Here is a 16,022-nt window from a genome sequence, read left to right as displayed (position 1 = left end):
TTCGCCGTCCCGTATGAACGGCTCCCCTCGATTCTGCCAGGACGGCAGAGTCCGTCGCGACCGCTCGCCCCTCCCGGTCCCTCGCCGCTCAGTCCCCCAGTCGCACCAGCAGCGGCGGCGCGTGCTCGCCGTCGACCGTGGTCAGGGAGAGGACCGCGTGCCCGGCGGGCAGCTCGTAGGCCAGCGCGGAGGCCGACCAGCGTTCGCGTTCCACCTGGCGCACGGTGACGGCGTCGACGGTGACCGCCTTGCCGGTGGCGAGCTTGCGCAGGGCGTGCATGGCGCGGGTGAACGGCTGGTCGGCGAAGACCCCGTGCTGGGCCACCTCGCGGACGGAGACCCATTCCTTGCCCCAGGTCTCGGAGAACCGCTTGCCGTCCCAGGTGGTGACGCCGGAGAAGATCATGCCGCAGCCGACCGCGCCCAGCAGGGCGGCGTGCAGCGCCTCGGGGACGTCGTCGATGGTGCGCAGGGCCAGTACCGCGCCGGCGTTCACCGACCTGAGCCGCCTGAGCCCCTGGACGGTCTCGGCGGTGACCGTGTGCGTCGCGTCGTCCAGCACCAGACAGGCGAAGACCGACCGGTCGGCGCGGGCCGCGGCGACCGCGTTGAACTGTGCGAGGACGAGGCGGGCCAGCACCCGGGACGCGCCGGCGTGGGCGCGCTCCGGCAGGTCGATCCTGGCCCGGAGCGGGTGCTGGCCGAGGGAGCGCGGGGAGAAGGGGCGGGCGTCCTCGCCGGTGGCGAAGAACCCGGCGAACGCGGGCCGGTCGAGGAGGGCGACCCGGTCGGCCAGCACCGGCGCGGGGTCCCCCGCGCCACCCGGTTGCCGGGTCCGGGCGTCCAGCTCGCGGAGCATGGCCGCGTGGCCGCCCGCCTCCAGCGCACGCCGCAGTCCGCCGAGGGCCGACTCGTCCCCGGCCAGCAGTTCCCGCAGGACCGGCACCGCCGGGAAGTGTCCGTGGACGGCGCGGTAGGGGCCGAGCAGTTGCGCCAGGACCAGGGCCGCCCGGCGGCCGTCCAGGCCGGGAACGTCTCCGGCCAGTCCTTCCGCGAGGACGGCGGCGGCCTCGTCGGGGTCGGTCGATCCCCCGTACAGGTCGAGGTCGTGGACGGATGTCGGATCGCCGACCTTCACCACGACGTCGTAGGCGTCGTCGGGGCCCAGGGGCGTCCCGGCGGCGCCCACGGCGAGCACCGCGGTGCGGCCGGTCAGCGCCTGGAGCGCCAGGCTCTCGACGACCGGACGCACCAGCCGGGCGGTCTTGCCCGCGCCGGGCGGGCCGACCGCCAGCAGGGACGCGCCCAGGACGGCGGGGTCCAGGGCCACCCCGGAGCCCCGGCGCGGATACGGGTTGCGCGCGTCGTCCGGGCAGTCGCCGATGCGGACCTGGCCGGCCAGCAGGTCGTGGCGGGCGGTCCGCAGGGGGAGGTCCCGGTGTCCCGAGGGGTGCAGGAAGGCGTCGGCCCCCCGGCGCACCACCGTCTCGCCGAAGGACGCCGTGCCGTCGTGGCGGTCGCGGGCCCGCGACCAGGCGTGGGTCACGCGGGCGCAGTCGACATCGTTCATCCGCCCGGCGCCCACGGCGGAGGTGAGCACCTGCGCCGCGTCGGTGAGGCCCGCGGCGCGCAGCCGCGGCCAGTGGGCCGCGTCCGTCCCGGTCGTGGCCCGCGGGCCCGGCGCGTCCTGCGGACGCGCGGCGGCGCGCCGTGCCCGCAGGCCCCGCAGGGCGGTGCTCCACCGTCCCACCCGGGCGATGGGCCACACGACGAGGATGCCGGGAAGCGCGTACGAGACGTAGCCGGCCAGGGTCGTCAGGGCCCTGTTCCCGCTCATCAGCCAGTCCTCCATGGCATACACGAGGACGTCCACCAACGGCACCCGGTAGCTCCACACCAGCCACAGGGCGAGCAGGGCGGCGACGCCCGAGAGCACCAGACGGGCGCGGTCGGGGCGGGGGCCCGCCCAGTACCGGAAGAGCCCGGCCCAGTTCCCGACGCGGGCGGCCCACAGTCCCGCGATCAGCACCAGCGCCTGGTAGTAGAGCGTCTCGATGCTGTAGGCGGCGGCCGGGGCGTAGCCCGCCCGAAGCGTCTCGAACACCCACCAGTCCCCCGGCGTGATCGCCACCAGGGGCACCTTGACGTAGGGGATGCGGAAGTCCGACAGCAGCACCCAGAGCAGCAGCCAGAGCGCCAGGGCGATCAACGGTCCGAGGAGGGAGGGGCGCGGCGGCTTCTCGGCGGGGCGCGGCACGTGTCCGTAGCGCCAGACGCCCGGGGCCGCCGCGGGCCGGACCGTGTTCAGCCACTCCGCGATCGACGGCCCCGTCCCGGGATGGGCGGCGGGCCCCGGCGGCGGTGCGGTCCGGGGGGAGCCGACCGGCATCGGCGGGGCGGCGGGCGGCGGGCCCGCCGGGCGCGGCACCGGGCGGCGGGGTGCCTCGGGACGGCCGCCGCCCTCCCGCTCCGTACCGCTCGTACCACGCACACCGTGCGCGTCGTCGCTCGTCATGAACCGTTGCCCCCTGACCGGCCGGATCCGTCCGCTGCCCCGGTCAATCTAGTGCGCGCGCGGGGCGAGTTCGGCAAGGCTCCCCGGATCGGGGCCGGGTACGGGAGCCCCGGGCACCCGCGCTCCCCGCCGTGCGGCGCCCCCTCGCTATGTCCGCGGCGGACAACCCCGCCGGCTCACCACTCCCGAACGGAACATGCCGGACCCCCGGACCCGGCCCTAGCCTGCAGGAAGAGAAGCGTCCGAAACACCCCACAGGAGCCCCGCATGACCTCTCTCCCGCAGGAGCGTCGCCTCGTCACCGCCATTCCCGGCCCGAAGTCGGTGGAGCTTCAGGCCCGCCGTACCGCGACGGTGGCCGCGGGCGTGGGCTCCACCCTGCCGGTCTTCGCCGCCCGTGCCGACGGCGGGATCATCGAGGACGTGGACGGCAACCGTCTGATCGACCTCGGTTCCGGCATCGCCGTCACGTCGGTCGGCGCCTCCGCCGAGGCCGTCGTGCGCCGCGCCTCCGCGCAGCTCGCCGACTTCACCCACACCTGTTTCATGGTCACGCCGTACGAGGGGTACGTCGAGGTCTGCGAGAAGCTGGCCGAGCTGACGCCGGGCGACCACGCCAAGAAGTCCGCGCTGTTCAACTCGGGCGCCGAGGCTGTCGAGAACGCGGTGAAGATCGCCCGCTCCTACACCAAGCGCACCGCGGTCGTCGTCTTCGACCACGGCTACCACGGCCGCACCAACCTCACGATGGCGCTGACCGCGAAGAACATGCCGTACAAGCAGGGCTTCGGCCCGTTCGCCCCCGATGTCCACCGGGTGCCGGTGGCGTACGGCTACCGCTGGCCGACCGGTGCCGAGAACGCCGGGGCCGAGGCGTCCGCCCAGGCGATCGAGCAGATCACCAAGCAGATCGGTGCCCAGAACGTCGCCGCGATCATCATCGAGCCGGTGCTCGGCGAGGGCGGCTTCATCGAGCCGGCCAAGGGCTTCCTCCCGGCGATCGCCAAGTTCGCCAAGGAGAACGGCATCGTCTTCGTCGCCGACGAGATCCAGTCCGGCTTCTGCCGCACCGGCCAGTGGTTCGCCTGCGAGGACGAGGGCATCGTCCCGGACCTGATCACCACCGCCAAGGGCATCGCGGGCGGTCTGCCGCTGTCCGCCGTGACGGGCCGCGCCGAGATCATGGACGCCGCCCACTCCGGCGGCCTCGGCGGCACGTACGGCGGGAACCCGGTGGCGTGCGCGGGTGCGCTCGGTGCCATCGAGACGATGCGCGAGCTGGACCTGAACGGGAAGGCGAAGCGCATCGAAGAGGTCATGAAGGGGCGCCTCGCCGAGATGCGGGCGAAGCTGCCGAACGGTGACGTCATCGGTGACATCCGGGGCCGCGGCGCGATGATCGCGATCGAGCTGGTGAAGTCCGGTTCCAAGGACCCGGACCCGGAGGCCGCCGCGAAGCTCGCCAAGGCCTGCCACGCGGAGGGCGTGCTCGTCCTCACCTGCGGCACGTACGGCAACGTCCTGCGCTTCCTGCCGCCGCTGGTGATCGGCGAGGACCTGCTGAACGAGGCGCTCGACGTCATCGAGCAGGGCTTCGCCACGCTCTGATCCCGGCCGGGCGCCGTCCCCACCGGACACGGTTCGCGCCCGTGCCCGGTGGGGGCGCGGGCCGTCCTCGGCGGGATACCGGGGGGCGACGTGTCGCCCTGTGAAGAAGGTGTGGGGGGCCGATGGCGGGATCCGTTTCCGCCTGTCGGTCCCCCCGTGACTGTCGTACGGTTTTCGCAGATGAGAGAGACACCCCGCCCGCAGGGGACTGCCGGCGACGCCGGTCCGGTGCTTCCCCGGCACCGTGTCGGCCGTGCCTTCGCGCACATCCCCGGGACCTTCGGTTCCGGACCTCCTCACCGATCGGATGGCCGCTCGCCCCACACCCCCCGGGGCGCGCGGCAAACCGGTCCGACCGGCCGCCCCGGAACCTCCCCCCCTGTTCCCGGGCGGCCGGCCCTTCTCGTTCCCGCCCTCTGCGCCCTCTTGGCGCTCCTCGCGCTGACCACCTGGCAGGTGGTGGCCGACGGACCGCTGCGCCGGGCGGACGAGCGGGTCGCGCGCGCCGTCGTCGGGCACGGTCCGGTCCGGCTCACCGAATTCCTCGCCGATCTCGGCAACACGCAGGTCGCGCTGCCGGTGCTGGGCTGCGCGATCGGGTGGGCGCTGGTGCGCGGACAGCGACGCGCGCCGCTGTCCGCGGCCCTCGCCATGGCCGCGGTGCCGCTGCTGGTGGTCCCGCTGAAGCACGTGATCGCCCGCCCGGGTCCGCTGACCGATGCCACCGGCTACTACCCCTCGGGCCACGCGGCGACGGCCGCGGTGGCGTACGGCGCCGCGGCTCTGCTGACCTGGCGGTATCCGCGGCGGACATGGATGATGCCCGTCGCCGCCGTCTCGGTGACGGCGGGGACGGGCATCGGTCTGGTGCTGCGCGGCTACCACTGGCCGCTGGACGTGCTGGGCAGCTGGTTCCTGTGCGGGCTGCTGCTCCTGTCCCTGCGGCTCGGCACGGGGCCGGCCGCCGCGCCGGGGGTCCGCGGACCTGTCAGCGCCCGAAGTAGGCGTCGAAGTTCTTCGAGAACTCCCCGTTGTTGAAGCGGTCCCAGTTGATCGACCACGTCATCAGGCCGCGCAGGTCGGGCCAGGTGCCGTGGGTGGCGTAGGAGCCGCAGTCGGTCTTCTTCGTGAGGCAGTTGAGCGCCTTGGTGACCTCGGCGGGCGAGGTGTGGCCGTTGCCCGCCTGGGTGGACGCGGGAAGCCCGATGGCGACCTGGTCGGGGCGGAGCGCGGGGAAGACCTTGGTCTGGTCACCGGCGACCGGGAACCCGGTGAGCATCATGTCGGTCATGGCGATGTGGAAGTCCGCGCCGCCCATCGAGTGGTACTGGTTGTCCAGGCCCATGATCGAGCCCGAGTTGTAGTCCTGGACGTGCAGCAGGGTCAGGTCGTCCCGCAGCGCGTGGATGACCGGCAGGTAGGCGCCGGCGCGCGGGTCCTGTCCGCCCCAGGGGCCCGAACCGTAGTACTGGTAGCCGAGCTGGACGAAGAAGGTCTCGGGGGCCATGGTGAGGACGAACTTCTCGCCGTACTTGGCCTTGAGGGTCTTCACCGCGGAGATCAGGTTGACGACGACCGGGGTGGTCGGGTTCCGGAAGTCGGTGTCCCCGGTGTTCAGCGAGAGCGAGTGGCCCTCGAAGTCGATGTCGAGGCCGTCCAGACCGTACTCGTCGATGATCTTGCTGACCGAGGAGACGAAGGTGTCGCGGGCGGCGGCGGTGGTGAGCTGCACCTGGCCGTTCTGGCCGCCGATGGAGATCAGCACCTTCTTGCCCGCTGCCTGCTTGGCCTTGATGGCGGCCTTGAACTCGGCGACGGACTCGACGTTCGGGCACTCGGTGACCGGGCAGAGCGAGAAGCGGATGTCGCCCGAGGTGACCGAGGTCGGCTCGCCGAAGGCCAGGTCGATGACGTCCCAGGAGTCGGGCACGTCCGCCATCCGGGTGTAGCCGGAGCCGTTGGCGAAGCTGGCGTGCAGATAGCCGACGAGCGCGTGGGCGGGCAGCTTGCCGCCGCCCCCGCCTCCGCCGCCCGCCGCGGTGGTCGCCTGGACGGCGGCGGACTTCGCGGACTCGCCCGCGGAGTTGGTCGCGGCCACCTGGAAGCTGTACGCGGTCGACGCGGTCAGCCCGCTCACGGTGGCGGAGGTTCCGGTGGCGGAGAGGACCTTGGTGCCGCCCCGGTAGACGTTGTAGCCGGTGGCGCCGGCGGAGCCGGTCCAGGAGAGGTCGACCGAGGAGGCGGTGGCCGTGCCGGCCTTCAGCCCGGTGGGGGCGGCGGGCAGTTCGACGGGGGCGCCGCCGGGGCCGACCAGGGTGAGGTCGTCGGCGTAGTAGGCGGGGGTGCCGTACCAGCCGTGGGTCTGGACGGACACCGAGGTGGTGGACGGCCCGGTCCTGAACGTGGTGGTGAGCTGCTTCCAGTCGGCCGCCGACTGCGTCCAGGTGGACACGTCGGTGGTGCCGGTGCCGGTCGCGCCGAGGTAGACGTAGCTCCCCTGCACCCAGGCGCTCAGCGTGTACGTGGAGTCCGGCTTGACCGTGACGGTCTGGGAGCAGGTGGCGTTGTCGCCGCCGGACGGGGTCGCCCTGAGCGCCGAAGTGCCGCTGTGGACGGGTGTGCTGACGACCGCTCCGCTGCCGCCGGTACAGCTCCAGCCGTCCAGTCCCGCCTCGAAGCCTCCGTTGCGCGCGAGGTCCGCGTCGGCGGCGGCGGCCGACGGGGCGGTGGCGGCGAGGCCGCCCGCGGCGAGGAGGGCGGCCGAGAAAACGGCCAGAAGTCCGGTAAATCGGGCAGGGGGTCCCGTGCGTTCCACAACGGCCTCCGTACAGGGGGGAATTGAGTGCGGCGGCCACAACATGGTCCAGACCAATCAGGTTGTCAAGACCTCTGGCATCACGCCGACCACGCCGGAGCACCGCCGCCCGCTCGATTCGTCCCCATAACGCCCCCTGCCCCCGCACCCCCTCCCCGGCCGTGGATCCGCCCTCCGCCCCCGTCAGTCGCCGCCCCCCTCGGCCCTGACGGCCGCCGCCTCGTGCATGGCGAGTTCCAGCAGCGCCGCGTCGTTGAGCGTCCCCGTGCCGTCCGGCGGGATGAGCCAGCGCACCCCGCCGACGACGGCCCGCCGCCCCGGATGCGGCACGACGATCCAGGCCCCCCGGCCGACCCCCCGCACACCGGTGCCGACCCAGCGGCCGGCGGTGCCCGGCGGCACGAAGAAGCCCATCCGGGCGTCACCGAAATCGGAGAGGACCGGGCCGGGCCGGTCGACGAGACGGGTGAGCACATCGAGCGTGGGATGCCCCAGCTCCCCCGGAAGAATCAGTACGTCCCAGCGCCTGCCCGCGGGAAGGAGCGCGATCCCCCTGGGACCGCGCTCCCACTCCCACCGGCAGGCGTCCGGGTCGGGTGCCGCCGATGCGAGCCACTCGACCGCCGCCCTTGCCCCCGCGCCGCTGGTCATGACCAGCCTCCATTCCGTGTCCACCGGCTCCGTTTCGCCGGTACGTCCACACGGGGAGAGAGGGTTGGCGCCGCACTCTTACGCGAGTTTGTTACTCATTGGTAGTGAGGTGGGTCACGTCGGCAGGACGGCCCCTCAACTGTCGAAGCCGAGCCCCAGCCGGTCCATGGTCCGCAACCACAGGTTGCGGTGCCCGCCGTTGTCGTCCGCCCTGGCCAGGGACCTCTTGGTGAGTTCGATCCCGGTCCAGGCGAACGGCTCCGGCGGGAACGGCAGCGGCTTGCGGCGGACCATCTCCAGTTCGGTCCGCTCGTTCCGTTCGCCCGCCAGCAGATCGAGCATGACCTCGGCGCCGAACCGGGTGGCCCCGACGCCGAGTCCGGTGTATCCGGCGGCGTAGGCGACCCGGCCGCGGTGCGCGGTGCCGAAGAACGCGGAGAACCGGGAGCAGGTGTCGATGGCCCCGCCCCAGGCGTGACTGAACCGGACCCCCTCCAGTTGCGGGAAGCACCCGAAGAACTGGCCCGCGAGCTTGTGGAAGGTCTCGGGGCGCTGGTCCAGCGCGGCGCTCAGCCTGCCCCCGTAGGGGTAGATGGCGTCGTAGCCGCCCCACAGGATCCGGTTGTCGGCCGACAGCCGGAAGTAGTGGAACTGGTTGGCGCTGTCGCCCAGGCCCTGCCGGTTCCGCCACCCGATCGAGCCGAGTTGCTCCTCGCTGAGCGGTTCGGTCATCAGCGCGTAGTCGTAGACCGGCACGGTGTACGGGCGCACCCGCCTGACCAGCGACGGGAAGACGTTCGTCCCGAGCGCCACATGGCGGGCGAGGACCCTGCCGTGCGGCGTGCGGACCGCCATGCCGCCGGCGGCCTGGGCAAGGTCGACGCCCCGGGTGTTCTCGTAGATCCGCACGCCCAGGTCGAGACAGGCCCGCTTCAGGCCCCACACCAGCTTGGCCGGGTGCAGCATGGCCACCCCGTCCCGGTCCCAGAGCCCGCCCAGGAAGGTGGGCGAGTCGACCTCGGCCCGCAGCGCGTCCCGGTCCAGGAACTCCAGCCCGGTGAAGCCGAGCCTCTCGGCCTCCGCGTGCCACTCGTGGAGTTCCTCCAGTTGGTGCGGTTCGGTGGCGATGTCGATCTCACCGGTGCGTTCGAACTCGCAGTCGATGGAGTGGCGGGCGACGGCGCTCTCGATGGCGTCGAGGTTCCGCGCGCCCATCTCCTCCAGCTTCTCGATCTCGTCCGGCCACCGTTCCAGGCCGTTGGGCAGGCCGTGGGTGAGGGAGGCGGCGCAGAAGCCGCCGTTGCGGCCCGAGGCGGCCCAGCCCACCTCGCGCCCCTCGATCAGGACGACGTCCCGCCGTGGGTCGCGCTCCTTGGCGATCAGCGCGGTCCACAGTCCGCTGTAGCCGCCGCCGACGACGACGAGGTCGCAGTGCTCGTCGCCGGTGAGCGGGGGCAGCGCCGCCGGCCTGCCGGGGTCGTCCAGCCAGAACGGTACGGGACTGACGTCCGCGAGTGAGGACGCGGCCATACGCATGGCGACTGGGGCCATGACTTCCAACTCCTTCAGAGCTTTCCCGCGCGCGCTGTTCCTCGCACGCGGTCGCGCGCTAGCGCGCGCTGTTCTTCCGCCGGTTCGCGATCAGCTGGCCGGCGACAACCACCAGTACGGCAATGATGAACATGGCCGTGCCGATGACGTTGATCTGCACGGGCGTGCCGCGCTGTGCCGATCCCCAGACGAACATGGGGAAGGTCACGGTCGAGCCCGCGTTGAAATTGGTGATGATGAAATCGTCGAACGAGAGCGCGAAGGCGAGCAGCGCCCCCGCCGCGATCCCGGGGGCGGCGATCGGCAGGGTCACCCGCAGGAAGGTCTGCGCGGGTCCCGCGTACAGGTCGCGGGCCGCCTCCTCCAGCCGCGGGTCCATCGACATCACCCGCGCCTTGACCGCCGTCACGACGAAGCTCAGGCAGAACATGATGTGCGCGATGAGGATCGTCCAGAAGCCGAGCTGCGCGCCCATGTTGAGGAACAGGGTGAGCAGCGAGGCGGCCATGACGACCTCGGGCATCGCCATCGGGAGGAAGATCAGCGAGTTGATCGCGCCGCGCGCCCGGAAGCGGTAGCGGACCAGCGCGAACGAGATCATCGTGCCCAGGACGGTGGCGCCGAGCGTGGCCCAGGCGGCGATCTGGAGGGAGAGCGAGAGCGAGCCGCACATGTCGGCGACTCCGCACGGGTCCTTCCAGGCGTCCAGGGAGAAGTGCTGCCAGGCGTAGTTGAAGCGGCCCTTCGGCTTGTTGAACGAGAACACCATCACGACGACGTTCGGAAGGATCAGGTAGGCGAGGGTCAGCAGACCCGCGATGACGACGACATTGCGTCGGATCCAGCGCAGTACGGGCATCAGACCAGGTCCTCCGTCCCGGAGCGGCGGATGTAGACGGTGACCGTGATGAGGACGACCGCCATGAGGATGAAGGAGAGCGCGGCCGCCGTCGGGTAGTCGAGGACGCGCAGGAACTGGGTCTGGATGACGCTGCCGACCATCTTGGTGTCGGTGGAGCCCAGAAGTTCCGCGTTGACGTAGTCACCGCTGGCCGGGATGAAGGTCAGCAGCGTTCCGGAGACGACGCCCGGCATGGAGAGCGGGAAGGTCACCTTGCGGAAGGTGGTGGCGGGGGTGGCGTACAGGTCGCCGGCCGCCTCGTGCAGCCTGCCGTCGATCCGCTCCAGCGAGGTGTAGAGCGGAAGGATCATGAACGGCAGGAAGTTGTACGTGAGGCCGCAGACCACGGCCATCGGGGTGGCCAGCACCCGGTTCGACTCGGTCCAGCCGAGCCAGCCGGTGACGTCCAGGACGTGCAGGGTGTTCAGCACGTCGACGACCGCGCCGCCGTCCGCGAGGATCGTCTTCCAGGCGAGGGTGCGGATCAGGAAGCTGGTGAAGAACGGAGCGATGACCAGCACGAGCACGATGTTGCGCCAGCGGCCCGCCTTGAAGGCGATGAGGTAGGCCAGCGGGTAGCCGAGCAGCAGACACAGGATCGTGGCGGTTCCGGCGTAGAGCAGGGACCTGACGAACTGCGGATAGTAGTCCTTCAGCGCGTCCCAGTACGTCTGGAAGTGCCAGGTGACCTCGAAGCCCTTCTCCAGCGAGCCGGTCTGCACCGAGGTCGACGCCTGGTAGACGAGCGGCAGCGCGAAGAAGACGACGAGCCACAGGATGCCGGGGAGCAGCAGCCAGTAGGGGACGAGGCGCTTGCGGGTCGACGCCTTGCGGATCGCCGGTTGTGCGACGGGCGCGACGGGTGGCGCCTGGGTGGCGGTCACGCCGCGTCCTCCACCGTCTCCACGCCCGCCGCGATGTCCTGATCGGCGTCCAGTCCGAAGGTGTGCGCCGGGTTCCAGTGCAGGACGACCTCGGCGCCGGCCGTGAGCCCCGCCCGCCGCTCGACGTTCTGCTCGTACACCTGGAGCGCCTTGCCCGCCGGGCTCTCCACCACGTACTGGGTGGAGACGCCGATGAAGCTGGAGTCGACGATCCGGCCGGTGACCCGGTTCCGGCCGTCGGCTATCGCGTCCGCCTCCTCGGCGGGGACCAGCGACATCTTCTCCGGGCGCACCCCGAGCAGCAGCCTGCCGCCGCTCGTGGCCGGGGCGGTACATCGCTCGCGGGGCAGCCGCAGCTTTCCGCCACCGGCCGCCACGACGAGTTCCCCGTCCGCGGAGACGATCTCGCCCTCGATGAGGTTGGAGGTGCCGAGGAAGTTGGCGACGAAGGTCGTCCTCGGGTTCTCGTACAGGTCGGCGGGGGCGCCGAGTTGCTCGACCCGGCCCCCGTTCATCACCGCGACGGTGTCGGCCATGGTCATGGCCTCCTCCTGGTCGTGGGTGACGTGGATGAAGGTGATGCCGACCTCGGTCTGGATGCGCTTGAGCTCCAGCTGCATCTGGCGGCGCAGTTTCAGGTCCAGGGCGCCGAGCGGCTCGTCGAGGAGCAGCACCTGCGGGTGGTTGATCAGTGCGCGGGCCACGGCGACGCGCTGCTGCTGGCCGCCGGAGAGCTGGTGCGGCTTGCGCTTGGCGAAGTCGCCGAGCTCGACGAGGTCCAGCATGTCGTCGACCTGCTTCTTGACCGACTTGATGCCCCTGCGGCGCAGGCCGAAGGCGACGTTCTCGGCGATGTCGAGGTGCGGAAAGAGCGCGTAGCTCTGGAAGACGGTGTTGACGGGCCGTTTGTACGGGGGGAGGTCGGTGATGTCCCGGTCGCCGAGCAGGACGGTGCCGGTGGTGGCCTCCTCCAGTCCGGCGATCATCCGCAGGGTGGTGGTCTTGCCGCAGCCGGACGCGCCGAGGAGCGCGAAGAAGGAACCCTGCGGGACGGTCAGGTCGAGCGGCTGGACGGCGGTGAAGGAGCCGTACGTCTTGCTGATCCCGGTGAGGCGGACGTCGCCGCCGGTCTGCTGCTGTGTCATGGGTCGCGGTCCCAGTGGTGTCAGGAGAGGTCGGGCAGGAACAGGAAGGGCGGGGCATCGGGGCACGTTCGGGAGGTGACCCCGCCGGCCCCGGGCGGAGGAGGGCGTCGGCGGCCGACGGCAACGCGGGAGGCGTGCGTGGCGGGGCGTGGCCGCCCGGTCGAAGGTCGCCCGACCGGCGCTCAGGCGCCGATGAGCTTGGCGAACTTCTCCTCGTACGCCGTCTCCTCCTCCGCGGACAGCGAGCGGAAGGCGTGCGACCTGGCCGCCATCTCCTCGTCCGGGAGGATCAGCACGTTGTCGGCCATGGCCTTGTCGATCTTGGCGAGTTCGTCGCGGACCCCGTCGACCGGGCAGACGAAGTTGATGTACGCGGCGAGCCGGGCCGCGGTCTTCGGTTCGTAGTAGTGGTCGATGAGCTTCTCGGCGTTGGTCTTGTGCCGGGCCTTCACCGGGACGAGCAGGTTGTCGCTGGATATGACGTAACCGGCGGTCGGTATGGAGTACTTGATGTCCGGGTTCCCGGCCTGGAGCTGGATGATGTCCCCGGCCCAGGCGACGCAGGCGGCGATGTCGCCCTTGTCCAGGTCGGCCGTGTAGTCGTTGCCGGTGAAGCGCCGGATCTGGTTCCTGTCGACGCCCTTCTGGATACGGCCGATCGCGGCGTCGTAGTCGGCGTCGGTGAACGTTCCGGGGTCCTTGCCCATGTCGAGCAGGGTCAGGCCGATGGAGTCGCGCATCTCCGAGAGGAAGCTGACCCGGCCCTTGAGTCCGGGGTCGTCGAGCAGTTGGCTGACGGAGTCCACCTTGCGGCCGCCGGTCGCCTTGGAGTTGTAGGCGATGACGGCGGGGATGCCCGCCCACGGGTAGGAGTGGACGCGGCCGGGGTCCCAGTCCGGCGTGCGGAACTGGGCCGACAGGTTCGCGTAGGCGTGCGGGAGGTTCGACGCGTCGAGCGGCTGTGCCCAGCCGAGACGGACGATGCGGGCGGCCAGCCAGTCGGTGACGCAGATGAGGTCGCGTCCGGTGTCCTGGCCCGCCGCGAGCTGCGGTTTTATCTTCCCGAAGAACTCGACGTTGTCGTTGATGTCCTCGGTGTACTTGACCTTGATCCCGGTGCGTTTCGTGAACGCCTCCAGGGTGGGCCGGTGCTTGCCGTCGTCGGTGACGTCCATGTACTCGGTCCAGTTGGAGAAGTTCACCTGCTTCTCCGCGGCGGAGCGGTCGTCGGAGGCCGCCGCCGCGCCCTCCTCCCGCTTCGCCGGCGGAATGCCGCACGCGCTCAGCGTGCCCAGGCCGCCGATCGCGAGCGCCGCCGGTCCGGAGGCGCGCAACAGCGATCGGCGGGTAAGGGCGCCCCGGCCGCCGGTCAGACTGCGCCGCATCGCGGCCAGTTGGGCCGCGGAGAGGCGCTCGGGCTGGTACTGCTCCATGCGCGTTGCCCTTTCGGGTGGGTGTGGCCGGGATCGGCCGGACTATCGGTCCCCGAAGATCGTGCGGTGCCAGTCCTTGCGGGCGACCGCGGTGTTGTCGTACATCACGTGCTTGACCTGCGTGTACTCCTCGAAGGAGTACGACGACATGTCCTTGCCGAAGCCGCTGGCCTTGTATCCGCCGTGCGGCATCTCGCTGATGATCGGGATGTGGTCGTTGACCCAGACGCAGCCCGCCTTGATCTCGCGGGTGGCGCGGTTCGCCCGGTACAGGTCGCGGGTCCAGGCGGAGGCGGCGAGCCCGTACGGGGTGTCGTTGGCGAGGCGGATGCCGTCGTCGTCGGTGTCGAAGGGCAGCACGACGAGGACCGGGCCGAAGATCTCCGACTGGACGATCTCGCTGTCCTGGGCGGCATCGGCGATCAGGGTCGGCCGGTAGTAGGCGCCCGCCGCGAGTTCGCCGCCGGGTGCCTCGCCGCCGGTGACGACGGTGGCGTACGCGCGGGCGCGCTCGACGAATCCGGCGACCCGGTCCCGCTGGGCGTGGCTGATCAGCGGGCCGAGGTCGGTCGACGGGTCGAACGGGTCGCCGAGCCGGACGGTCTCCATCAGCTCCGCGACGCCCCGCACGAACGCGTCGTACAGGGGGCGCTGGACGTAGGCGCGGGTGGCGGCGGTGCAGTCCTGGCCGGTGTTGATGAGCGCCCCGGCGACCGCGCCGTGGACCGCGGCCTCCAGGTCGGCGTCGTCGAAGACGACGAAGGGGGCCTTGCCGCCGAGTTCGAGGTGGAGGCGCTTGACGGTGGAGGTGGCGATCTCCGCGACCCGCCTGCCGACGGCGGTGGAGCCGGTGAAGGAGGTCATGACGACGTCCGGGTGTCCGACGAGGTGCTCGCCGGCCTCCTTGCCGACGCCGGTGACGATGTTGATCACGCCGTCCGGGATGCCCGCCTCGGTGGCCGCCTGGGCGAACATCAGCGAGGTCAGCGGGGTGATCTCGGCGGGCTTCAGCACGATGGTGTTACCGGCCGCGACGGCCGGGAGGATCTTCCAGGCGGCCATCTGGAGCGGATAGTTCCAGGGTGCGATGGAGCCGATGACGCCGATCGCCTCACGGCGCACGTACGAGGTGTGGTCGCCGTCGTACTCGGCGGCCGACTTGCCCTCCAGGTGACGGGCGGCACCCGCGAAGAAGGAGGTGTTGTCGACGGTGCCGGGCACGTCGAACTCGGTGGAGAGCTTGATCGGCTTGCCGCACTGGAGGGATTCGACGTACGCGAAGTCGTCGGCCCGCTCGGCGAGGACCGCGGCGAAGCGGTGCATCGCCTCGGACCGCTCGGCGGGCGTCGCGCCGGACCAGCCGGGGAACGCCTCGCGGGCGGCGGCGACGGCCGCGTCGACGTCGGCGGTGCTCGCCAGTTCGTAGCTGTGGACCGTTTCGCCCGTCGCCGGGTTCACCACGTCGTGGTGGCGTCCCGATGTACCGGACCGCAGCTTTCCGCCGATGTACTGTGCACCGTCCGCGAAGCGGTCCCGCACCTGGATGCTGTTGCCCATGACGCTCTCCTCCGCCGCGCGCCCACAGGGGCGGCGGCGTAGCTTCTGCTCGATTTGAGTGCCGATCCTGACAGAGGTAGTGGACCCCAACAAGTGATTCCGTTGTTGCCTTTTGGTTACGCAACGGAATCCTTCGACCATGTGTCGCGTCGGCGCCGAATTACCGGTACGGAGTGTCAGTGGCGGATGCCAGACTCGCATGCCATGGAACACATGGACGACCTCCTGGCGCGGACCCGACGGGGTGAGCGGGTGAAGTACCTGCGTTTCTGGGGCCACCGCCCGCGCCCGGACGGCCGCGTCGGAGCGAGTTGTCTCAGCCAGTGGTGGCCGTCACCGTTCGAGGCCGACGGCGTGCGGTACGCGACGGCGGAGCACTGGATGATGGCCGCCAAGGCCCGGCTGTTCGACGACCCGGAGGCGGAGGCGCAGGCCCTGGCGGCCAAGAGCCCGGCCCAGGCGAAGAAGGCGGGCCGACTGGTCCGGGGGTTCGACGAGGCGGTGTGGCGGCGCGAGCGGTACGCCCTCGTGGTGGCCGGCAGCGTCCACAAGTTCTCCCACCACGCGGATCTGCGGGAGTTCCTTCTGAACACCGGGGAGCGGGTCCTCGTCGAGGCGAGTCCCATGGACCGGATATGGGGCATCGGGCTGGCCGCCGACGATCCGCGCGCCGAGAGGCCGGAGACGTGGCGCGGGCTGAATCTGCTGGGGTTCGCGCTGATGGACGCCCGGGCGGCGCTGCGCGCCGGATGATCCCGGCCGGACGCCCGGCGGCCGGTGGGCCGGAACCGGGCCCACCGGCCGCGAGGGGTGCCGGGATGTCCGGTGCCGCTGGCGGCACCGCCTCCCGTGGGGCGCCCGGCCCGCGGCGCCCGCAACGGGCCCCCCCCGGGGGGGGGGGGGGCCCGCGGGGGGGGGGGAGGGGGGGGGGTGGGGGGCCCGCAATAAAAGGCGGGGGTTGC

12 protein-coding genes are annotated in these 16,022 nt (G+C 71.6%); 3 read left to right on the top strand and 9 right to left on the bottom strand.

Annotation, left to right across the window (positions count from 1 at the left end; genetic code table 11):
• Positions 1-88 precede the first annotated feature (88 nt).
• On the bottom strand, positions 89-2,515 hold the full coding sequence (locus tag ACF1CT_RS33635) for an ATP/GTP-binding protein (RefSeq protein WP_391787812.1): 2,427 nt from the start codon (positions 2,513-2,515) through the stop codon (positions 89-91).
• A gap of 267 nt (positions 2,516-2,782) precedes the next feature.
• Here ACF1CT_RS33635 and gabT point away from each other — a divergent pair, with 267 nt between their 5' ends.
• Both gabT and ACF1CT_RS33625 read left to right on the top strand, forming a co-directional pair.
• A complete protein-coding gene (gene gabT, locus ACF1CT_RS33630; RefSeq protein WP_391787811.1) occupies positions 2,783-4,123 on the top strand; it encodes a 4-aminobutyrate--2-oxoglutarate transaminase in 1,341 nt (446 codons plus the stop codon).
• A 180-nt stretch (positions 4,124-4,303) separates the two neighbouring features.
• Positions 4,304-5,161 carry a phosphatase PAP2 family protein gene (locus ACF1CT_RS33625; protein WP_391787810.1) on the top strand — a complete coding sequence of 286 codons (858 nt, stop codon included), beginning with the start codon at positions 4,304-4,306 and terminating at the stop codon, positions 5,159-5,161.
• Here ACF1CT_RS33625 and ACF1CT_RS33620 read toward each other — a convergent pair.
• The 8 genes from ACF1CT_RS33620 to ACF1CT_RS33585 form a co-directional block, all read right to left on the bottom strand.
• Positions 5,112-6,938, bottom strand: coding sequence for a chitinase (locus tag ACF1CT_RS33620; protein WP_391787809.1), 1,827 nt, complete (start codon positions 6,936-6,938; stop codon positions 5,112-5,114). The genes ACF1CT_RS33625 and ACF1CT_RS33620 overlap by 50 nt on opposite strands.
• Before the next feature lie 183 nt (positions 6,939-7,121).
• On the bottom strand, positions 7,122-7,589 hold the full coding sequence (locus ACF1CT_RS33615; RefSeq protein WP_391787808.1) for a hypothetical protein: 468 nt from the start codon (positions 7,587-7,589) through the stop codon (positions 7,122-7,124).
• Between the two features lie 135 nt (positions 7,590-7,724).
• Positions 7,725-9,140 (bottom strand): NAD(P)/FAD-dependent oxidoreductase, encoded by a 1,416-nt coding sequence (locus ACF1CT_RS33610; RefSeq protein ID WP_391787807.1) that lies wholly within the window; start codon positions 9,138-9,140, stop codon positions 7,725-7,727.
• Positions 9,141-9,198: 58 nt separating this feature from the next.
• On the bottom strand, positions 9,199-9,999 hold the full coding sequence (locus tag ACF1CT_RS33605; protein WP_391787806.1) for an ABC transporter permease: 801 nt from the start codon (positions 9,997-9,999) through the stop codon (positions 9,199-9,201).
• Positions 9,999-10,925 carry an ABC transporter permease gene (locus ACF1CT_RS33600; protein ID WP_391787805.1) on the bottom strand — a complete coding sequence of 309 codons (927 nt, stop codon included), beginning with the start codon at positions 10,923-10,925 and terminating at the stop codon, positions 9,999-10,001. The genes ACF1CT_RS33605 and ACF1CT_RS33600 overlap by 1 nt, the downstream gene beginning before the upstream one ends.
• Positions 10,922-12,070 carry an ABC transporter ATP-binding protein gene (locus tag ACF1CT_RS33595; protein ID WP_391787804.1) on the bottom strand — a complete coding sequence of 383 codons (1,149 nt, stop codon included), beginning with the start codon at positions 12,068-12,070 and terminating at the stop codon, positions 10,922-10,924. The genes ACF1CT_RS33600 and ACF1CT_RS33595 overlap by 4 nt, the downstream gene beginning before the upstream one ends.
• A gap of 182 nt (positions 12,071-12,252) precedes the next feature.
• Positions 12,253-13,503 carry a PotD/PotF family extracellular solute-binding protein gene (locus tag ACF1CT_RS33590; RefSeq protein WP_391787803.1) on the bottom strand — a complete coding sequence of 417 codons (1,251 nt, stop codon included), beginning with the start codon at positions 13,501-13,503 and terminating at the stop codon, positions 12,253-12,255.
• A gap of 42 nt (positions 13,504-13,545) precedes the next feature.
• Positions 13,546-15,060, bottom strand: coding sequence for a gamma-aminobutyraldehyde dehydrogenase (locus ACF1CT_RS33585; protein ID WP_391787802.1), 1,515 nt, complete (start codon positions 15,058-15,060; stop codon positions 13,546-13,548).
• 204 nt (positions 15,061-15,264) lie between these two features.
• Between ACF1CT_RS33585 and ACF1CT_RS33580 the strand changes: the two genes are divergently transcribed.
• A complete protein-coding gene (locus tag ACF1CT_RS33580) occupies positions 15,265-15,813 on the top strand; it encodes an NADAR family protein (RefSeq protein WP_391787801.1) in 549 nt (182 codons plus the stop codon).
• Positions 15,814-16,022 lie beyond the last annotated feature (209 nt).

This window comes from Streptomyces sp. NPDC014734, from assembly GCF_043083325.1.
Taxonomy (GTDB): domain Bacteria; phylum Actinomycetota; class Actinomycetes; order Streptomycetales; family Streptomycetaceae; genus Streptomyces.
The sequence above is the reverse complement of the archived record's forward strand: the minus strand, read 5'-3'. Positions and strand labels throughout refer to the sequence as shown.